The 14,193-nt window shown below is 60.8% G+C and carries 18 protein-coding genes and 1 tRNA gene; 9 read left to right on the top strand and 10 right to left on the bottom strand.

Annotated elements, in window-relative coordinates:
- Window positions 1-18: 18 nt before the first annotated feature.
- Complete coding sequence (psbB, locus tag DXY35_RS00305; protein ID WP_114987403.1) at window positions 19-1,578, bottom strand: photosystem II chlorophyll-binding protein CP47; 1,560 nt, start codon at window positions 1,576-1,578, stop codon at window positions 19-21.
- Window positions 1,579-1,760: 182 nt separating this feature from the next.
- On the opposite strand from psbB, the gene DXY35_RS00300 reads away from it, so the two are divergent.
- Together DXY35_RS00300 and psbM are read left to right on the top strand one after the other, a co-directional pair.
- On the top strand, window positions 1,761-2,237 hold the full coding sequence (locus DXY35_RS00300) for a 2Fe-2S iron-sulfur cluster-binding protein (protein ID WP_115080260.1): 477 nt from the start codon (window positions 1,761-1,763) through the stop codon (window positions 2,235-2,237).
- Between the two features lie 59 nt (window positions 2,238-2,296).
- Window positions 2,297-2,401, top strand: coding sequence for a photosystem II reaction center protein PsbM (psbM, locus tag DXY35_RS00295; protein WP_025362091.1), 105 nt, complete (start codon window positions 2,297-2,299; stop codon window positions 2,399-2,401).
- Between the two features lies 1 nt (window position 2,402).
- Here psbM and DXY35_RS00290 read toward each other — a convergent pair whose 3' ends face one another.
- Entirely contained in the window at window positions 2,403-3,251 is an 849-nt protein-coding gene (locus tag DXY35_RS00290) for a universal stress protein (RefSeq protein WP_115080258.1), read from the bottom strand.
- Window positions 3,252-3,333: 82 nt separating this feature from the next.
- On the opposite strand from DXY35_RS00290, the gene DXY35_RS00285 reads away from it, so the two are divergent.
- From DXY35_RS00285 to DXY35_RS12515, 5 genes are read left to right on the top strand one after another with little or no spacing between them, the layout of a single operon-like run.
- On the top strand, window positions 3,334-3,738 hold the full coding sequence (locus DXY35_RS00285; RefSeq protein ID WP_115080256.1) for a thioesterase family protein: 405 nt from the start codon (window positions 3,334-3,336) through the stop codon (window positions 3,736-3,738).
- Window positions 3,739-3,793: 55 nt separating this feature from the next.
- Window positions 3,794-4,864 carry a DNA-processing protein DprA gene (locus DXY35_RS00280; protein ID WP_371681713.1) on the top strand — a complete coding sequence of 357 codons (1,071 nt, stop codon included), beginning with the start codon at window positions 3,794-3,796 and terminating at the stop codon, window positions 4,862-4,864.
- On the top strand, window positions 4,843-5,748 hold the full coding sequence (gene prmC / locus DXY35_RS00275; protein WP_115080252.1) for a peptide chain release factor N(5)-glutamine methyltransferase: 906 nt from the start codon (window positions 4,843-4,845) through the stop codon (window positions 5,746-5,748). Before DXY35_RS00280 ends, prmC begins: the two co-directional genes overlap by 22 nt.
- A 13-nt stretch (window positions 5,749-5,761) precedes the next feature.
- Window positions 5,762-6,376 carry an L-threonylcarbamoyladenylate synthase gene (locus tag DXY35_RS00270; protein WP_244272812.1) on the top strand — a complete coding sequence of 205 codons (615 nt, stop codon included), beginning with the start codon at window positions 5,762-5,764 and terminating at the stop codon, window positions 6,374-6,376.
- Window positions 6,373-6,546: a hypothetical protein gene (locus DXY35_RS12515; protein ID WP_170950462.1), complete on the top strand. Its 174-nt coding sequence runs from the start codon at window positions 6,373-6,375 to the stop codon at window positions 6,544-6,546. Before DXY35_RS00270 ends, DXY35_RS12515 begins: the two co-directional genes overlap by 4 nt.
- A 9-nt stretch (window positions 6,547-6,555) precedes the next feature.
- Here the strand turns inward: DXY35_RS12515 and DXY35_RS00265 are convergent.
- The 7 genes from DXY35_RS00265 to ctpZ all read right to left on the bottom strand — a co-directional run bounded on the left by DXY35_RS00265 (window position 6,556) and on the right by ctpZ (window position 11,236).
- A tRNA-Thr gene (locus DXY35_RS00265) sits at window positions 6,556-6,627 on the bottom strand.
- The gene (locus DXY35_RS00260; RefSeq protein WP_115080251.1) at window positions 6,618-6,872 is read right to left on the bottom strand and encodes a helix-turn-helix transcriptional regulator; all 255 of its coding nucleotides are present in this window, start codon (window positions 6,870-6,872) and stop codon (window positions 6,618-6,620) included. The genes DXY35_RS00265 and DXY35_RS00260 overlap by 10 nt, the downstream gene beginning before the upstream one ends.
- A complete protein-coding gene (minE, locus tag DXY35_RS00255) occupies window positions 6,869-7,177 on the bottom strand; it encodes a cell division topological specificity factor MinE (RefSeq protein ID WP_006851856.1) in 309 nt (102 codons plus the stop codon). The genes DXY35_RS00260 and minE overlap by 4 nt, the downstream gene beginning before the upstream one ends.
- Window positions 7,178-7,181: 4 nt before the next feature.
- Window positions 7,182-7,994 carry a septum site-determining protein MinD gene (minD, locus tag DXY35_RS00250; protein ID WP_006849989.1) on the bottom strand — a complete coding sequence of 271 codons (813 nt, stop codon included), beginning with the start codon at window positions 7,992-7,994 and terminating at the stop codon, window positions 7,182-7,184.
- 56 nt (window positions 7,995-8,050) lie between these two features.
- Entirely contained in the window at window positions 8,051-8,689 is a 639-nt protein-coding gene (minC, locus tag DXY35_RS00245) for a septum site-determining protein MinC (RefSeq protein ID WP_115080468.1), read from the bottom strand.
- A 7-nt stretch (window positions 8,690-8,696) separates the two neighbouring features.
- On the bottom strand, window positions 8,697-9,962 hold the full coding sequence (locus tag DXY35_RS00240) for an HD domain-containing protein (RefSeq protein ID WP_115080249.1): 1,266 nt from the start codon (window positions 9,960-9,962) through the stop codon (window positions 8,697-8,699).
- Window positions 9,959-11,236: a carboxyl-terminal processing protease CtpZ gene (gene ctpZ, locus DXY35_RS00235; protein WP_115080247.1), complete on the bottom strand. Its 1,278-nt coding sequence runs from the start codon at window positions 11,234-11,236 to the stop codon at window positions 9,959-9,961. The genes DXY35_RS00240 and ctpZ overlap by 4 nt, the downstream gene beginning before the upstream one ends.
- Window positions 11,237-11,303: 67 nt before the next feature.
- Between ctpZ and petB the strand changes: the two genes are divergently transcribed.
- Together petB and petD are read left to right on the top strand one after the other, a co-directional pair.
- The gene (gene petB, locus DXY35_RS00230; RefSeq protein ID WP_011363493.1) at window positions 11,304-11,960 is read left to right on the top strand and encodes a cytochrome b6; all 657 of its coding nucleotides are present in this window, start codon (window positions 11,304-11,306) and stop codon (window positions 11,958-11,960) included.
- Window positions 11,961-11,999: 39 nt separating this feature from the next.
- Complete coding sequence (petD, locus tag DXY35_RS00225) at window positions 12,000-12,482, top strand: cytochrome b6-f complex subunit IV (RefSeq protein ID WP_006851144.1); 483 nt, start codon at window positions 12,000-12,002, stop codon at window positions 12,480-12,482.
- A gap of 76 nt (window positions 12,483-12,558) precedes the next feature.
- On the opposite strand, the gene DXY35_RS00220 is transcribed toward petD, so the two are convergent.
- Window positions 12,559-14,016 carry a glycoside hydrolase 100 family protein gene (locus DXY35_RS00220; RefSeq protein WP_115080245.1) on the bottom strand — a complete coding sequence of 486 codons (1,458 nt, stop codon included), beginning with the start codon at window positions 14,014-14,016 and terminating at the stop codon, window positions 12,559-12,561.
- Window positions 14,017-14,193: the final 177 nt, after the last annotated feature.

The raw sequence follows: 14,193 nt of genomic DNA, 5'->3' as shown, positions 1-14,193 counted from the left end.
GTTGTTCCTAGAGGGCGATCAGTTGAGGGGAGTTCCAGCGGGGGGAACGTAGCCCTCGGGCAGGCGACGGGTGGTTTTGTCACCGAGCTTGGCGAAGAGGCCAAATTCCACCTGATCTCCGAGGTCGGGATCAATACCAGCGAACACGTCGCGGTACAGGGTGCGGGCACCGTGCCAGATGTGGCCGAAGAAGAACAGCAGTGCGAAGGTGGCGTGGCCGAAGGTGAACCAGCCGCGCGGGGAGCTGCGGAACGTGCCGTCAGAGTTGTAGGTCTCACGGTCGAAGTCGAAGGCTTCACCCAGCTGAGCCTTACGGGCAAGGCGCTTCACGTCGGCAGGGTCAGTGAAGGTCTGGCCGTCCAGTGCACCACCGAACACCTTGGCGGTCACGCCCTGTTGTTCGAAGGAGAACTTGGCTTCCGCACGACGGTAAGGAATGTCGGCACGGACGATGCCCTGCTCATCTTCCAGAACGACAGGGAAGTTCTCGAAGAAGTTCGGCAGACGACGGACTTCGAGGTTCCGACCTTCTTTGTCGCTGAATGCGATGTGACCAACCCAAGCGGTTGCCAGACCATCACCGTTCACCATCGGACCCACGCGGAACAGACCGCCCTTGGCAGGGCTGTTGCCGACGTAGTCGTAGAAGGCGAGCTTCTCAGGGATGGCCTCGAAGGCTTCTTCCTGGGTAGCGCCATCGTCCATCGCGGTTTGTACGCGACGGTTGATCTCAGTCTTGAAGTAGCTCTGATCCCACTGGTAACGGGTGGGGCCAAACAGCTCGACGGGAGTCGCAGCAGAGCCGTACCACATGGTTCCAGCCACGATGAAAGCGGCGAAGAACACAGCTGCGATGGCGCTGGCCAGAACGGTTTCGATGTTGCCCATCCGAAGCGCTTTGTAGAGACGCTCGGGCGGACGCGTGGTGATGTGGAAGATGCCGGCAATGATGCCGACGATGCCAGCAGCAATGTGGTGGGCAACGATTCCACCGGGATTGAAGGGGTTGAAACCTTCGGGTCCCCAAGACGGTTGAACCGCCTCGAGATGACCTGTTAGTGCATATGGGTCAGAGATCCACATGCCTGGCCCGAAGACGCCAGTGAGGTGGAAAGCACCGAAGCCGAAGCAGCCGAGTCCAGCGAGAAGCAGGTGGATGCCGAAGATCTTCGGCAGGTCGAGAGCAGGCTCGCCGGTGCGGGGGTCCTGCCAGATCTCAAGATCCCAGTAGGTCCAGTGCCAGATGGCGGCCAGCATCATCAGGCCGGAGAAAACGATGTGAGCGGCAGCGACGCCCTCGAAACTCCAGAAGCCGGGATCAACACCCGTTTCACCGGTGATGCTCCATCCACCCCAGCTGCCGGTCACGCCCAGGCGGGACATGAATGGCATCACGAACATGCCCTGACGCCACATCGGGTTCAGGACAGGATCAGACGGATCGAAAATGGCTAGCTCATAGAGAGCCATGGAGCCGGCCCAGCCGGCTACGAGGGCTGTATGCATGAGGTGCACAGCCAGAAGGCGGCCCGGGTCGTTAATGACAACGGTGTGCACCCGATACCAGGGCAATCCCATGGGTCAGGTTCGGGGGACAAGACTGCTTATGCAGTCAGACATGGGCGATCGTAAGGGCTTCAGTCCATAGGGCGGGGGGAAAGTGACCTGCCCGCAACGGTCAGTGACATGAAAGTCAGGACCCCGCTGTTCACAAAACGCAATGCTTCAGCCCATGATGGGGGTTGGTTGCTTGTGAGCTCATGCCCGTTATCCGGTTTGTTCGCGAAGGGCGTGATGTGGAGTGTTACCCCGGTGAGAATCTGCGTGAGGTGGCCCGTCGCGAGGGGATCGAGCTCTACGGCCTGAAGGGGCAGCTGGGCAATTGCGGAGGGTGTGGTCAGTGCATCACCTGCTTCGTTTCCGTGGTGGACGAAGACAACGCCGATGCGCTGACGGCACGCACTGCCGTCGAAGACAGCAAGTTGCGCCGCCGACCCCAGGAGTGGCGTCTGGCATGCCAGGCCCTGGTGGAGAAGTCCGTCATGGTTCTCACCCGGCCTCAGGTGAGGCTCGCCAATGCCGATTCGAGATTGGCTGCGGCCAGGCAGGCTCCGCTGCCGGCGGGTCCCACGGCATGGCCAGCGCCTCCGGCCAGTGAGCTCGATGAGGAGGAGCAGGATGGGGGCGATGGCGACGGCCGAGATGCCAAGGCTGCTACCGCCGGTGACGAGGCCTAGGGCAGACGCTCCCCAGGCCTCTTGTCGGTGATACCTTCGCCTGGATCCCTCCAACGGCCATGGAAACCAACGATCTCGGATTCGTCGCCAGCCTCCTGTTCATCCTGGTTCCGGCGATCTTCCTGATCGTGCTCTACATCGGCACGCAGAACAACGAGGCCTGATTCAGCCCTGTTCAGGCTCACGCACCAGCAGCACAGGGGCTGGTGCGTGCACTCGGATGTAATCGCTGACTGATCCGCCCAGAAGTTTGTCCAAATCCACCAGTCCTCTGGCGACAAGAGGGCGTCGGTCCTGAGAGGCGATGACCACCAGGTCGGCGTTGCATTCCGATGCAGCCAGGCAAACGCTGCGACCGATGTCCTTCCCTTCGGTGTGGATGGCTTTCATGTCGACGCCGAAACCCCTGGCCCGCTGAACAGCGGCGTCAAGAACCTCGTCTGCTTTTGTGCGGCCTCCCCGGGAGGGTGCTGACTCCTGGCGTACGACATGAACACCGGTGAGGGTTCCGCCGGGGATTTCATGCACCAGTTCGCAGGCCGTGCGTAGAGCGTCGTCCCCTACGCCTGTTCCGTCGATCGTCACCATCACGCGGTTGACATGCTTGACGTAGAGGTCATCCCGCACCAGCAGCATCGGCCGCGTGGAAAGTTGAAAGACGTATTGGCTGGTGCTGTTGGCCAGGATCGATTGAAGCCGTCCAAGGCCGCGGGATCCCATCACGATCAGGTCGGCCTCAACCTCATCGGCAACCTTGAGCACCGTCTGCTTGGTGTCGCCCTCGCGAATCAAGGTGCTCACGCTTGATGGGCTCAGGCCCATGCGCGTGATTGCGCTGTTCAAGAGGTTTTCTGCTTCGTCGCGATGGCCGTCGGATTGCGACTTGCTTTGCTCCGACACCACATGCAGCAAATTGATTTTTGCGGCCTTCAGGCTGGGGATGTCCTGGAGCATCCGGATCATTTCCTCGACGTGACCCTTGCCCGAGTCGGCAATCAGAAGGTTCCTGAACACAGGGAGATGAAGCAGCCTCTGCGGAAGCCTATGGGTGGTTGCCTCCGTGGAGAGAAGCTGATGTCACAGCGTTACGCGGATCATGTACACCCTGACCAAGCGTGTGCTCCCGCAGCACACCGATTACGCCGGTGTGATGTGGCACGGGGCCTATGTGCAGTGGCTTGAGGAGGCCAGGGTTGAGGCTCTCCAGGTTGCGGGTCTTGGCTATGCCGCCATGACCGCGATGGGTGTCGATATGCCGGTGGTGTCCCTTCACCTGGATTACCGCCAGCCACTTCGGCACGGCGACGAAGTGTGTGTTGAAAGCCGATGCCCTGGTCAGCAGGGGGTGCGCTGGCCATGGATCTCTCGCTTTGTCTGCGGAAATGCGGTGGTTGCGGAGGCGTCGGTGAATCTGGTGATGATGCGTGAGGGGCGCGTGCTGAGGCGCGTGCCGGAGCAGCTGCAGGAGGTGATGGATCAGCTGGTGCGCCAAGCGCTCTGAATCGAGCCCTGAGCCACCACTGCCGTGCTAGTACAAGTGTACTTGCTCGGGGCTGGTGCGGGGGTGGTGGTGGCTCTGGACCTGTTGCCCTGGCTTAGGCAACGCCCGCATGGCTGATCTGCGCAGGCTTTGCCGCGACCAAGCCATCGGCCCTGATCAGCTCTGGGGGTGGCCGATCGAACGCTTGGGCCAGGTGCTGGCTTGGCCGGCGCACTGTTTGCGCGACGTTGAGCGTTACAGGTTCGAGCACGGGGCTGCTCCGAAGCTTGACGTGCCTGCTTGTGTCCTTTTGCCGGGTGATCCTGATTGGCCTCGTTGCTTGGATGATCTGCACTCACCCCCTTCCGGGCTCTACGTCGAAGGGGATCGATCGCTGCTCCGGCACATCCATGCCCGCACGGCCATCGCGGTGGTGGGCACGCGTTCCGCCTCGGACCATGGTCTTGCCATGGCTGAAGAACTGGGCCGTGCTCTGGCTGAGGCGGGTTGGCCCGTCCTTAGTGGTCTTGCGGAAGGGATTGATGCTGCAGCCCATCGCGGCTGTTTGGCCAGAAACGGTGCACCCATCGCGGTGTTGGGGACACCCTTGGACCGTGTCTATCCAGCCCACCACAGATCGTTGCAACAGCAGGTCGGCAGGCAAGGGCTGTTGATCAGTCCGAGTCGGTCCGGCTGCCGTGTGCGCCCAGGGCACTTCGTGGCGCGGAACCGTTGGTTGGTGGCCTTTGCCCAGGCGCTCGTGGTGGTGGAGTGTCCGCAACGCAGCGGAGCACTGATTTCGGCCCGCTGGGCGAGTCTGATGCAGTGCCCCGTTTGGGTGGTTCCGGGGGATGCCCGCCGTTGGTCCTGTCGGGGCAGCAATGCCCTGCTTCGCGATGGTGCAACTGCCTTGATTCACCCTGAGGATCTGCTCGCTTCCATTGGCGAGGGCCCGTTGAAGTCAGAGGAGTCATGCGGCAAGTATCGGCGGTTGATGGAGGCCATTGGCTCAGGGGCGACCTTTGATCAGCTGGTGCTTCGTTTGCAGTGCTCCCCCGCTGAGCTGGCCCCCCAGCTTTTGGCCCTTGAATGTCGGCGCGAACTGCTGTGTGAATCTGGATTGCATTGGCGCAAGCCTCGGCCTTGAGAGACTGCACAACCGTTGCCGGCACTGATGTGTTGCAGTGGCGGCGCCAACAACTAGCCCGGGGTGGCACCGCGGCTGATCTGGATTGGTTGCTTGATCTGGCCGCTGGTCTTCGTTGGGCCAGCCTGCAACGGCTGTTGCTGGACCCCACGCGCACCGTCGCCCTGGAGCAGTCCCTTGAGGTGCTCTCTGAGCTGTGGGAGCGTCACCTGCATGGGAATGTTCCCCTCCAGCACCTAGTTGGGCTCTGTCCCTGGCGGGATGTGCTGCTTGAGTCGTCGCCTGCCGCCTTGATTCCCCGTCAGGAAACGGAACTGCTGGTGGATCTGGCCATGAGCCAGTTCAAAGCCACCCCTCCCGCTCGTTGGGCTGACCTCGGCACTGGTTCAGGAGCCATCGCTGTGGCTCTGGCCCGTGCCTGGCCCATGGCACCAGGGCATGGCGTTGACCTCAGTTCCGATGCCTTGCAGTTGGCAGAATGCAATCTTGAGCGTTGCGCCCCGCATCACAACTGTTCGCTGCACCTCGGGTCGTGGTGGTCTCCCCTCAAGAGCTGGTGGGGAAGCCTGGATTTGGTGGTCAGCAATCCTCCATACATCCCCAGTGCTGTGGTTGACGGTCTTGAGGCTGTGGTGCGTGACCACGAACCTCACTTGGCGTTGCTTGGGGGAGCAGATGGCTTGGATGCGATCCGCAGCGTGGTGGATGGCGCCCTAATGGGGCTGTCGCCCGGAGGTTGGCTTCTGCTCGAACACCACCATGACCAAAGCGCTCAGGTGACGCAGCTGCTGCGGGATGCCGGCTTGGTGGAGGTCAGAGCGGCCGCTGATCTTGAGGGGACCCTCCGCTTTGCGCTTGCTTGCAAACCTGCCGCATCAAGCTGATGCAACGCCTGCGATGAAGGAAGGATTCATGCCTGCTCCGGTTCTGGCCGCCTCCGACCTGGTGCTGCGGCTTCGTGCCGGTGAAGCCGCCATCATTCCCACCGACACGCTGCCGGGCCTGGCGGTGCTTCCCGATCAAGCCCAGACCCTCTGGCGCTTGAAATGCCGACCAGCCGATAAGCCCCTCATTTTGATGGGTGCATCCGTCAATGACTTGCTCCAAGAGGTTGAGGGGCCCTGCCATCGGGAGCTTGAAGCTTTGGCTGAGCGCTATTGGCCTGGAGCGCTCACGCTGGTGTTGCCTGCCCGTGATGGTGGTGCGGGCCGGTATCTCAACCCAGGTGGAACAACGCTGGGCTGCCGCATTCCGGCCTGTGAGCAGACCCGCGCGCTGCTTCAGATCAGCGGGCCGTTGGCCACCTCCAGTGCCAATCGCTCCGGTGAACCCGCCAGCATGACCGCAGCAGAGGCGGCTCTGGTTTTCCCTGATGTCGCGCAGCTGGGACCGCAGCCCTGGCCTCAACCCTCGGGCCAGGCCAGCACGGTGTTGGTCTGGGTGGAGGAAGGACGCTGGCGCCTGGTGCGCCGGGGTGCTGTGATTCCAGCAGGGGTTGAGGTGCTCGAGTGATCTCGCTTGTTGGGCTCTGCCTGCTGGTGATGGCCTTGCTTCATTGGGTGCTCGAACCCCTTGAAGCGGTCTTCACCTGGACGCTTCAACTGAATCTTCTCCCCTGGTTGTTGGGGGTGTTCTTCATCTGGCTGCTGGCGGGCAAGTCAGACCGCAGTACGTCGCCCTGATCCAGATCAAGCCGGCTAACGGATTTGAACCGATGGCCTTCGCTTTACAAAAGCGCTGCTCTACCGCTGAGCTAAGCCGGCATGGGCTGCATCGTACCGGCTGCCAGGCGATTCAAGGCGGGGCCTTGATCGCTGATCAGCCAAAGCACCAGCTCGAGTCGATTGCGACATCCGCTTTTCCGGAGTGCCCTGCTGATGTGGCATTCAACGGTGCGATGACTGATCACCAACCGCTGGGCAATGGCTCGGTTGCTGAGGCCTTCGAGCAACAACAGCACCACCCGCTGTTCAGCGGGGGTGAGGAGGTTTGGGATTCGAGGTTTCAAGCTTGAGCAGGTTGCTGCTCAGAGGGTTCCACCTTTGCGGGTTGGGCGATCGGGCGACGGATCGGCAGGTTGGCCACCAGGGCGGTGACGCGATCTTCTGTCTCGAGGCTTACATCACCTTCAGCGAGGTCGATCTCCACGTAGCGGGCCACCACTTCGAGGATCTCGCGCCGCATTTGTTCGAGCAGCTCCGGATTGAGGTCACTGCGGTCGTGGGCCAGCACCAACTGCAGCCGCTCTTTGGCTGTTTCTGCACTGGCGGGCTGACGGCGCAGGAGTTTGTCGATGAATTCCTTGAGTGTCATCGCCTCAGAAAATCCGGGTTTGCATCAGCTTGCGCATCCTGGCGCGGAGGCCGCGGCGGGCCTGGGAGGGGTCCATCAGAGGAATGTCTTCACCCTGAAGCCGTTGAGCGATGTTGCCGTAGGCCTGGGCCGCTGGGGACGAGGAATCACTCAGGGTCAAGGGTTCACCGCGGTTGGTGCTCACGATCACCTGTTCGTCTTCAAAAACAAGCCCCAGAAGAGGTAACGCCAGGATGTCGGTGACGTCGTCCACCGAAAGCATTTCCTGGTTCGACATCATCTTCGGCCGCACCCTGTTGAGCACGAGCTGCACCGGCTGAACGCCCTGGGTGTTCAGAAGCCCGATCACCCGATCAGCGTCCCGCACGGCGGCCACTTCCGGGGTGGTGATCACCACTGCTTCTCGGGCTGCGGCTGCGGCATTTTTGAATCCGTCTTCGATGCCTGCCGGGCAGTCGATCAACACGTAATCGAACTGGCGTTCCAGCAGAGCAACGATGGCCTGCATGTCCTTGGGCTTGAGCCACTCGAGCATCCGAGGGTTGCCCGCAGGGAGCAGGGCCAGATTGGGCTCCTGCTTGTGCTTCACCAGGGCTTGCTCCAGCCGGCAGGTCTCGGCCAGCACCTCCTGAGCGGTGTAGACGATGCGGTTCTCCAGGCCCAGGAGCAGATCGAGGTTCCTCAGACCGAAGTCCGCGTCCAGAACCACGGTCTTGGCGCCTTGGCGGGCAAGGGCGATCCCAAGGTTGGCCGTGGTCGTTGTTTTTCCGACACCGCCCTTGCCAGAACAGATGAGGATGGTTCGGGTCGTCGACACCAGGGTTCTGCTTTGGTGCGGCCAGAATAATCTGGCTTTTGGGCCTGACAACGACGTCAGCGTTTTTGAAAGCTCTGGATGACGGCAGGTTCAATGGCGATCACGCCATCCTTGAGCTCGGCCTGTTCGGCCAAACCCGCCTGGGGCAGATCTTCGGGGCCTCGGGCGACAACTTCAGCAATCCTCAGTTGCAGTGGCCGCAGCTGCAGGGCAACGATTTTCGCGGTTGTTGACCCCTCACATCCGGCATGGGCCACGCCCCGCAGGCGACCCCACACCAAAACATCAGCGGCTGAACTGATCCGTGCTCCGGGATTCACATCGCCATAGAGAAGGATGGTGCGTTCGCTTTGGAGATGGTCACCGGAGCGCAGGGTTCCGTGGTGAAACAACAGCTCGGAAGGGGCTTTCGCCACAGGATTGGGCTGGAGTTCACGGCTGGACGGCGTGTTGGACCGGCTTGCGTCCAGTCCCAAGGCTGAAGCACTCACAACGGTCTCGGCTGCCTGGCCGGTGATGCGTCCGAGTTGATGGCCTGCCTCGCTCACGGCGGCGCACAAATTAGCGAGGTCGCTGCAGGTCAGGACCCAGTCCCCGCAATCGAGATCAACAATCGGCTGGGAACACCTGCTCAGCAGATCCGGCAAACGATCCCTCCAGTGATCAAGGCGCTGGTCGGGAAGCCTCAAGGTCATGGCTGCTTCACGCTGCTGCTGCTCGGGGCCATTCAACGTCCATCTCCTGCCTGAGTTCGTTGCTGATGTCGCGGGGGTGAATCAACCAGGAGGTTGCCGCCGGGGTCGCCAGACTTGCGACCAGGGGAGAGGCTTTCTCCAGGGCTTGGAGTTGTTGCCCGTCCCAGAGGCGCAAGCCGCCTCGATAGGGGTGGTACCCGCGCAGCTGTTGATGACGCAATCCGCAGCAGAGTTCAGGGTCGTGGCCATGACGATCGGCCAGGCGCCTGGCTGTTGCTAGCAATTGCAGTTGATCCGCCGGGGAAAGATGTTCAACGGCCGTTGCTTTGAGCAGGCGTCGATCCAGGAAACGCCCACTCAGTTCAGCCAGGGCTGCTGGCGCTTCGGCTTGCCAACGCTGGAGGTGGTAGCCGGTGCGTTGGTCATCGTTAGCGAGGAAGTCCTCCAAGTGGATCTGGTCTGGTTGCCAGAGCCAGGTGGCCATCACCTCATCAGCCCACACCTGGTCAGGCCCCAGTTGTCGTGCCGTCAGGATCAGTTTTTCCAGCAGCCAGTTGCACACCACATTCAACCGGTGGTTGTAGACGCTCCTGTACATGAGGTTTCTCACCACCAGGTAGTGCTCCACAGCCATCAGACCCTTGGGATGAATGGCCATGTCCCCGTCAGGGGCCAGGGTCAGTGCTCCCAGGATGCGGTCGAGATCCAGTTGCCCGTAGCGCGTTCCGGTGCTGTAGCTGTCGCGCAGGAGGTAATCCAGTCGGTCGCAATCCAGCTGACTGCTGACCAGGTGTTTGATCAGGGGGTGAGGGCTGCGTCCATGCTCCAGCAGGTTCGCCACCTCCTCAGCCGTGCCGGATGCATGGCTCTCCAGACAGTCATGGATCTCTGGGTGATGCCGGATCACCCGCGCTGACCACGCTTCATGGTGCAGGCCAAACATCTCTTCGCCGGTGTGGCTGAGGGGGCCATGGCCAATGTCATGGAGCAAAGCAGCTCCGTAGAGCAGCCCCCGATACGTCTCCAACTCGGGTGCCAACGGCAGCATCCGCTCAAACGCACGGCGTGCCAGATGAAAGACCCCCAGCGAGTGGGTGAATCGGCTGGATTCAGCGCTGTGAAAGGTGAGGTAGGCCGGACCCAGCTGGCGGATGCGTCGCAGGCGCTGGAATGGCGCCGTGTCCACCAGGTCCATCACCATTCCCTCGGCTGGGGCTTGGCGGTCAAGACCAATGCCGCGATGCAGAGGGTCGTGATAGGTCCGCTGACTCATGCCTCGGTCTCGTCAGCGGGTAGTTCCAGCAGGGCCTCCATCCATTGCTCAGCTTCCGAGAGCCAGCGATCACCGTCACCGCCGGGGTTCAGGGGTTCCGGATCTGACAATCCACGATCGGGAGCGATGCCTTCCCCTTGGATGTCCCGTCCACTCGGTGTCACGTAGCCAGCAACGGTCACGGCGAGGCCGCTGCCATCACTGAGGTTGGTCAGCGTTTGAATCAGCCCTTTGCCGAATGTCTGTCCTCCGAGAAGGGTGGCGCGTTCGTTGTCCTGAAGGGCGCCAGCCAGGATTTCACTCGCACTGGCCGTCCCCCCGTTCACGAGGGTGACCATCGGTCCGTCGTACACCGTCTGGAGACTGGCCTGGATGGTGTCATTGATGCCCTCGCGATTGCGGGTTTCAACGATGGCGCCACCGGAAAGGAAGTCGTCGGCGACCGCCAATCCAGCGCTCACCAATCCGCCTGAGTTGTTGCGGAGGTCGAGCACCAATCCTTCGATCTCTTTGTTCTGCAGTTCTGTAAGGGCTTCTTTCACCTGTTCGGGAACTCCTTCGCTGAACTGGGTGATCCGCAGATAGCCAAGGGTGTGACTGCCGGTGCGCAAGCGTCTTGTGCGCACTGGCCTGAGGTCCACGCTGCGGCGTTCCAGGGTCAGCTCGTTTGTTTCACCGCTGCCGTTGTCCAGCATCAGCACCACCTGCGAACCCACGTCTCCGCGCAGCGCTGCCACGGTTCCCTCCAGACCCAGATCCATTACGTCCCGGCCGTCAACAGACAGCAATTGCGTTCCACTGGTGATCTCCGCCTCGCCGGCAGGTGAACCCTCGAGGGCAGAAATCACCACAACGCCATTGCTGCTTTCATCCGGCCCGAGTTGCAAGCCCACACCGCTGAGACTTCCGTTGGTGCTGTTCTTCAGTGCCGTGTAGTCCTCTGGACGAAGCAGCCGCGTGTAGGGGTCGCCCAGCTGAGCCAGCATCGACTCGATGGCTGCATAGGCATCGTTGCTGCTCTCGATGCTGCGTTCCATGGCCTTCTGCCGTTGACGCTTCCAACGCACCGCATCAAGTTGCTCTGGGTTCCAAAAGCCCTGGTTCACAAGCCGCCAGCTGTCCACCACGAGCTGTTGTGTGTCGCTAAGTGCAACGGCTGTGCAGGCGCTGCCCAGCACCAAAAAGCAGCAAAGAGACGCTGCGATCAGTTGCCTCAGCGCCTGAAAACCTTTGCGCCGCAGCCAGTCTGAAAGATCGTTAACAGTTGGATACATCGCGGTGGGTTCGCCTCAGTGGCAGAAGCGTGCTCAGTAGACTTTCGCAACTCGAGCCCGCTTGTGCATGGCGAACTCATCACCGGTTTACGACTGGTTCCAGGAACGTCTGGAAATCCAGGACATTGCTGACGACATTGGTTCCAAGTACGTGCCCCCCCACGTCAACATCTTTTATTGCCTGGGGGGCATCACGTTGGTGTGCTTCCTGATCCAGTTCGCGACTGGGTTCGCGATGACCTTTTATTACAAGCCCACCGTTGCTGAGGCTTACAAGTCGGTCGAATACCTGATGACCGACGTCAGCTTCGGTTGGCTGATCCGCTCGGTGCACCGCTGGAGCGCATCAATGATGGTGTTGATGCTCATCCTCCACGTGTTCCGCGTGTACCTCACCGGCGGCTTCAAGCGTCCCCGTGAGCTCACTTGGGTCACCGGCGTGACCATGGCTGTCATCACCGTGTCCTTCGGTGTGACCGGTTACTCCCTGCCCTGGGACCAGGTTGGTTACTGGGCTGTGAAGATCGTTTCCGGCGTCCCTGCTGCCATCCCTGTTGTTGGCGATTTCATGGTGGAACTGCTTCGCGGTGGCGAAAGCGTTGGCCAGGCCACGCTCACTCGCTTCTACAGCCTTCACACCTTCGTCATGCCCTGGCTGCTGGCGGTGTTCATGCTCATGCACTTCCTGATGATTCGGAAGCAGGGCATTTCTGGTCCCTTGTGATCTGCGTTCCTACTGTTCTTTCAACACCTGGACTAAACGATGCACATTCTCAAGAAGCCTGATCTCTCTGACCCCAAGATGCGGGCCAAGCTCGCCAAGGGCATGGGTCACAACTATTACGGCGAGCCTGCCTGGCCCAACGATCTCCTCTACATCTTTCCTGTGGTGATCCTCGGCACGATCGCCTGTGTGGTCGGTCTGGCCGTCCTGGATCCAGCCATGCTCGCTGACAAGGCTGATCCTTTCGCCACCCCTCTGGAAATTCTTCCTGAGTGGTACCTCTACCCCGTGTTCCAGATTCTGCGGGTTGTTCCCAACAAGCTTCTGGGTATTGCTCTGCAAACCCTGGTTCCCCTGGGCCTGATGCTTGTTCCCTTCATCGAGAGCTTCAACAAGTTCCAGAACCCTTTCCGTCGTCCCGTGGCGATGACCGTCTTCCTGACCGGAACCCTTGTCACCATCTACCTCGGTATTGGTGCAGCACTTCCGATCGACAAGTCCCTCACCCTCGGACTGTTCTGATCACTCGCTTGAGTGCATTTCATGGACCCCGGCTCGACGAGCCGGGGTTTTTTTGTGCCATGGCTGCGCTGGTTCGTCAGTGACCCATCGATTCGTCGAGGTTGAGCATCAGCACGTCGTCGGGGTTGACGTGGAGAAAGTGGTGCATCAGCAGAAAACCAACGATGGTCCAGGTCTGATACGTGCGTGATTGCTGTCCAACCCAGGTTCCGGTGGGGCCATCGAAATATTCAGCCCACTGTTGACGGGGCAGTTGGTTGAGATGGCTCCAGTAGCACTCGTCCAACAGCGTTTTCATTTGCCCCATCAGCAACACATCGGCCTGGGGATTCAGCCGTTCGTGCAGAAGGATGGACGCTCCAAAAAACCAGAGCAGGCTCGGCCAGTGGCCACCGTTGTGATAGCTCCAGGGCCAGTTCTTGGGGTCGGAGCCCGTTTTGTTCTCCCATTCCACGCCCTCCATGGGGGGATGACAGATGCGCATCGGCATCTGGGCCATGAGGTGGTCACGGTTGTGCAGCACCAGTCGGAACAGAGCCCGTTGCTGTGGCGCGGTCAGCAACCCAAACAGTGATGCCAGGGAATTTCCTAAGGAGTAGAAGCGGAAATCCGGTCGTCCGGTCCGCATGTTGCCGATCATGTAACCGCCACGGTTTTCGAGCCAGTCCTGCAACCAGTCGGGGATGACCTGGGGTTGAACGTTGAATTCGTTGTGGTGCTGGTTTTCGCCGTACTGCTCCGTGGGCCGTCGCCGAAGCACTTGCATCGTTTTGCTGGTCACCCAGTAGTGCTTCAGCAGGAACTGCCGCAGGTCATGGGTCCATTGCCGGCTCAGCCGCAATCGTTCCCCCAGAAGAACGCTGTTCTCGTGGCGTTGGCAGAGTTCCATCAGCCCAACGCAGCTGCGCAGCGCTGCGAAGAGCAGCACCTCCACTTCCAGTGGAGCGCCCCACACGTCCATGGGGCGATCAATCATGAACGCGCAGTCGGGAACGAACAGCACCGGTGTGCCTTCGAAGCTGGGGTGAAGAACCAGATCGAGCAGCAGTTGCAAACCGCGTTGCACTTCCGGACTGCGACCGAAGTCGATGTCCCCACTGCGTTTGACGTAGATCCAGCAGAGAATCGGCCACCAGAGGCTTGCATCCACTGAGGTGATGCGACCGATCGAGCGCTGGCCATAGTCGGCAACCAGTTCTCCTTCTTCCTCCACAAAGCTGGTGGGGAAGACACCGCGGGTTTGAACGTTGGTGCTTTGGAGCTGAAGGCTGACGCTCAAAAACTGCTTCACGATGGCGAAGCGGCCTTCCAGCATCAGGTAGATCATCACGGGAACGTTGTCCCGCAGAAAGATCTCGCCGTAGTTGAGGGCGTCGTCAGCGCGGCGATGTTCCATCGCGGCAACGCTGCCGGCGAGTTCCCCCTGGACGCCAATCAGCGTGGTTTCGAAGTGTTCCCGTGCTTTTTGCAGCACCTGCTCTTCGTTTGAGTTGGGGCGGAAACGCTGGCTTTGTTCGGTGAAACGCGTTGGCATCGCGGTGACCTCCAACTGAAACGTAGTTCTGGCAATGGGTTTCGCCAGTGGAAGCAACCCTTCAGATCTTCAGGGGGCTTGCCCATTGCGACAGCGAGGTCCGTGGTGTTATGGTTTTGTCTTGCGCGGGAGCCGAGAGGCTGCTGTGCAGGCTGAAGCGCTTGAGGCGAAAGTCTT

The organism is Synechococcus sp. N32, assembly GCF_900473895.1.
Classification (GTDB): Bacteria; Cyanobacteriota; Cyanobacteriia; order PCC-6307; family Cyanobiaceae; genus Parasynechococcus.
The sequence above is the reverse complement of the archived record's forward strand: the minus strand, read 5'-3'. Positions and strand labels throughout refer to the sequence as shown.

Excerpts from the sequence above, each read along its gene's own strand:
- DXY35_RS00300 (WP_115080260.1), top strand. The coding sequence starts at position 1,761 with ATGCCCGTTATCCGGTTTGTTCGCGAAGGGCGTGATGTGGAGTGTTAC.
- psbB (WP_114987403.1), bottom strand. The coding sequence starts at position 1,578 with ATGGGATTGCCCTGGTATCGGGTGCACACCGTTGTCATTAACGACCCG.
- psbM (WP_025362091.1), top strand. The coding sequence starts at position 2,297 with ATGGAAACCAACGATCTCGGATTCGTCGCCAGCCTCCTGTTCATCCTG.
- DXY35_RS00285 (WP_115080256.1), top strand. The coding sequence starts at position 3,334 with ATGTACACCCTGACCAAGCGTGTGCTCCCGCAGCACACCGATTACGCC.
- DXY35_RS00270 (WP_244272812.1), top strand. The coding sequence starts at position 5,762 with ATGAAGGAAGGATTCATGCCTGCTCCGGTTCTGGCCGCCTCCGACCTG.
- minE (WP_006851856.1), bottom strand. The coding sequence starts at position 7,177 with ATGACACTCAAGGAATTCATCGACAAACTCCTGCGCCGTCAGCCCGCC.
- DXY35_RS00240 (WP_115080249.1), bottom strand. The coding sequence starts at position 9,962 with ATGAGTCAGCGGACCTATCACGACCCTCTGCATCGCGGCATTGGTCTT.
- petD (WP_006851144.1), top strand. The coding sequence starts at position 12,000 with ATGCACATTCTCAAGAAGCCTGATCTCTCTGACCCCAAGATGCGGGCC.
- minC (WP_115080468.1), bottom strand. The coding sequence starts at position 8,689 with ATGACCTTGAGGCTTCCCGACCAGCGCCTTGATCACTGGAGGGATCGT.
- DXY35_RS00220 (WP_115080245.1), bottom strand. The coding sequence starts at position 14,016 with ATGCCAACGCGTTTCACCGAACAAAGCCAGCGTTTCCGCCCCAACTCA.
- petB (WP_011363493.1), top strand. The coding sequence starts at position 11,304 with ATGGCGAACTCATCACCGGTTTACGACTGGTTCCAGGAACGTCTGGAA.
- ctpZ (WP_115080247.1), bottom strand. The coding sequence starts at position 11,236 with ATGTATCCAACTGTTAACGATCTTTCAGACTGGCTGCGGCGCAAAGGT.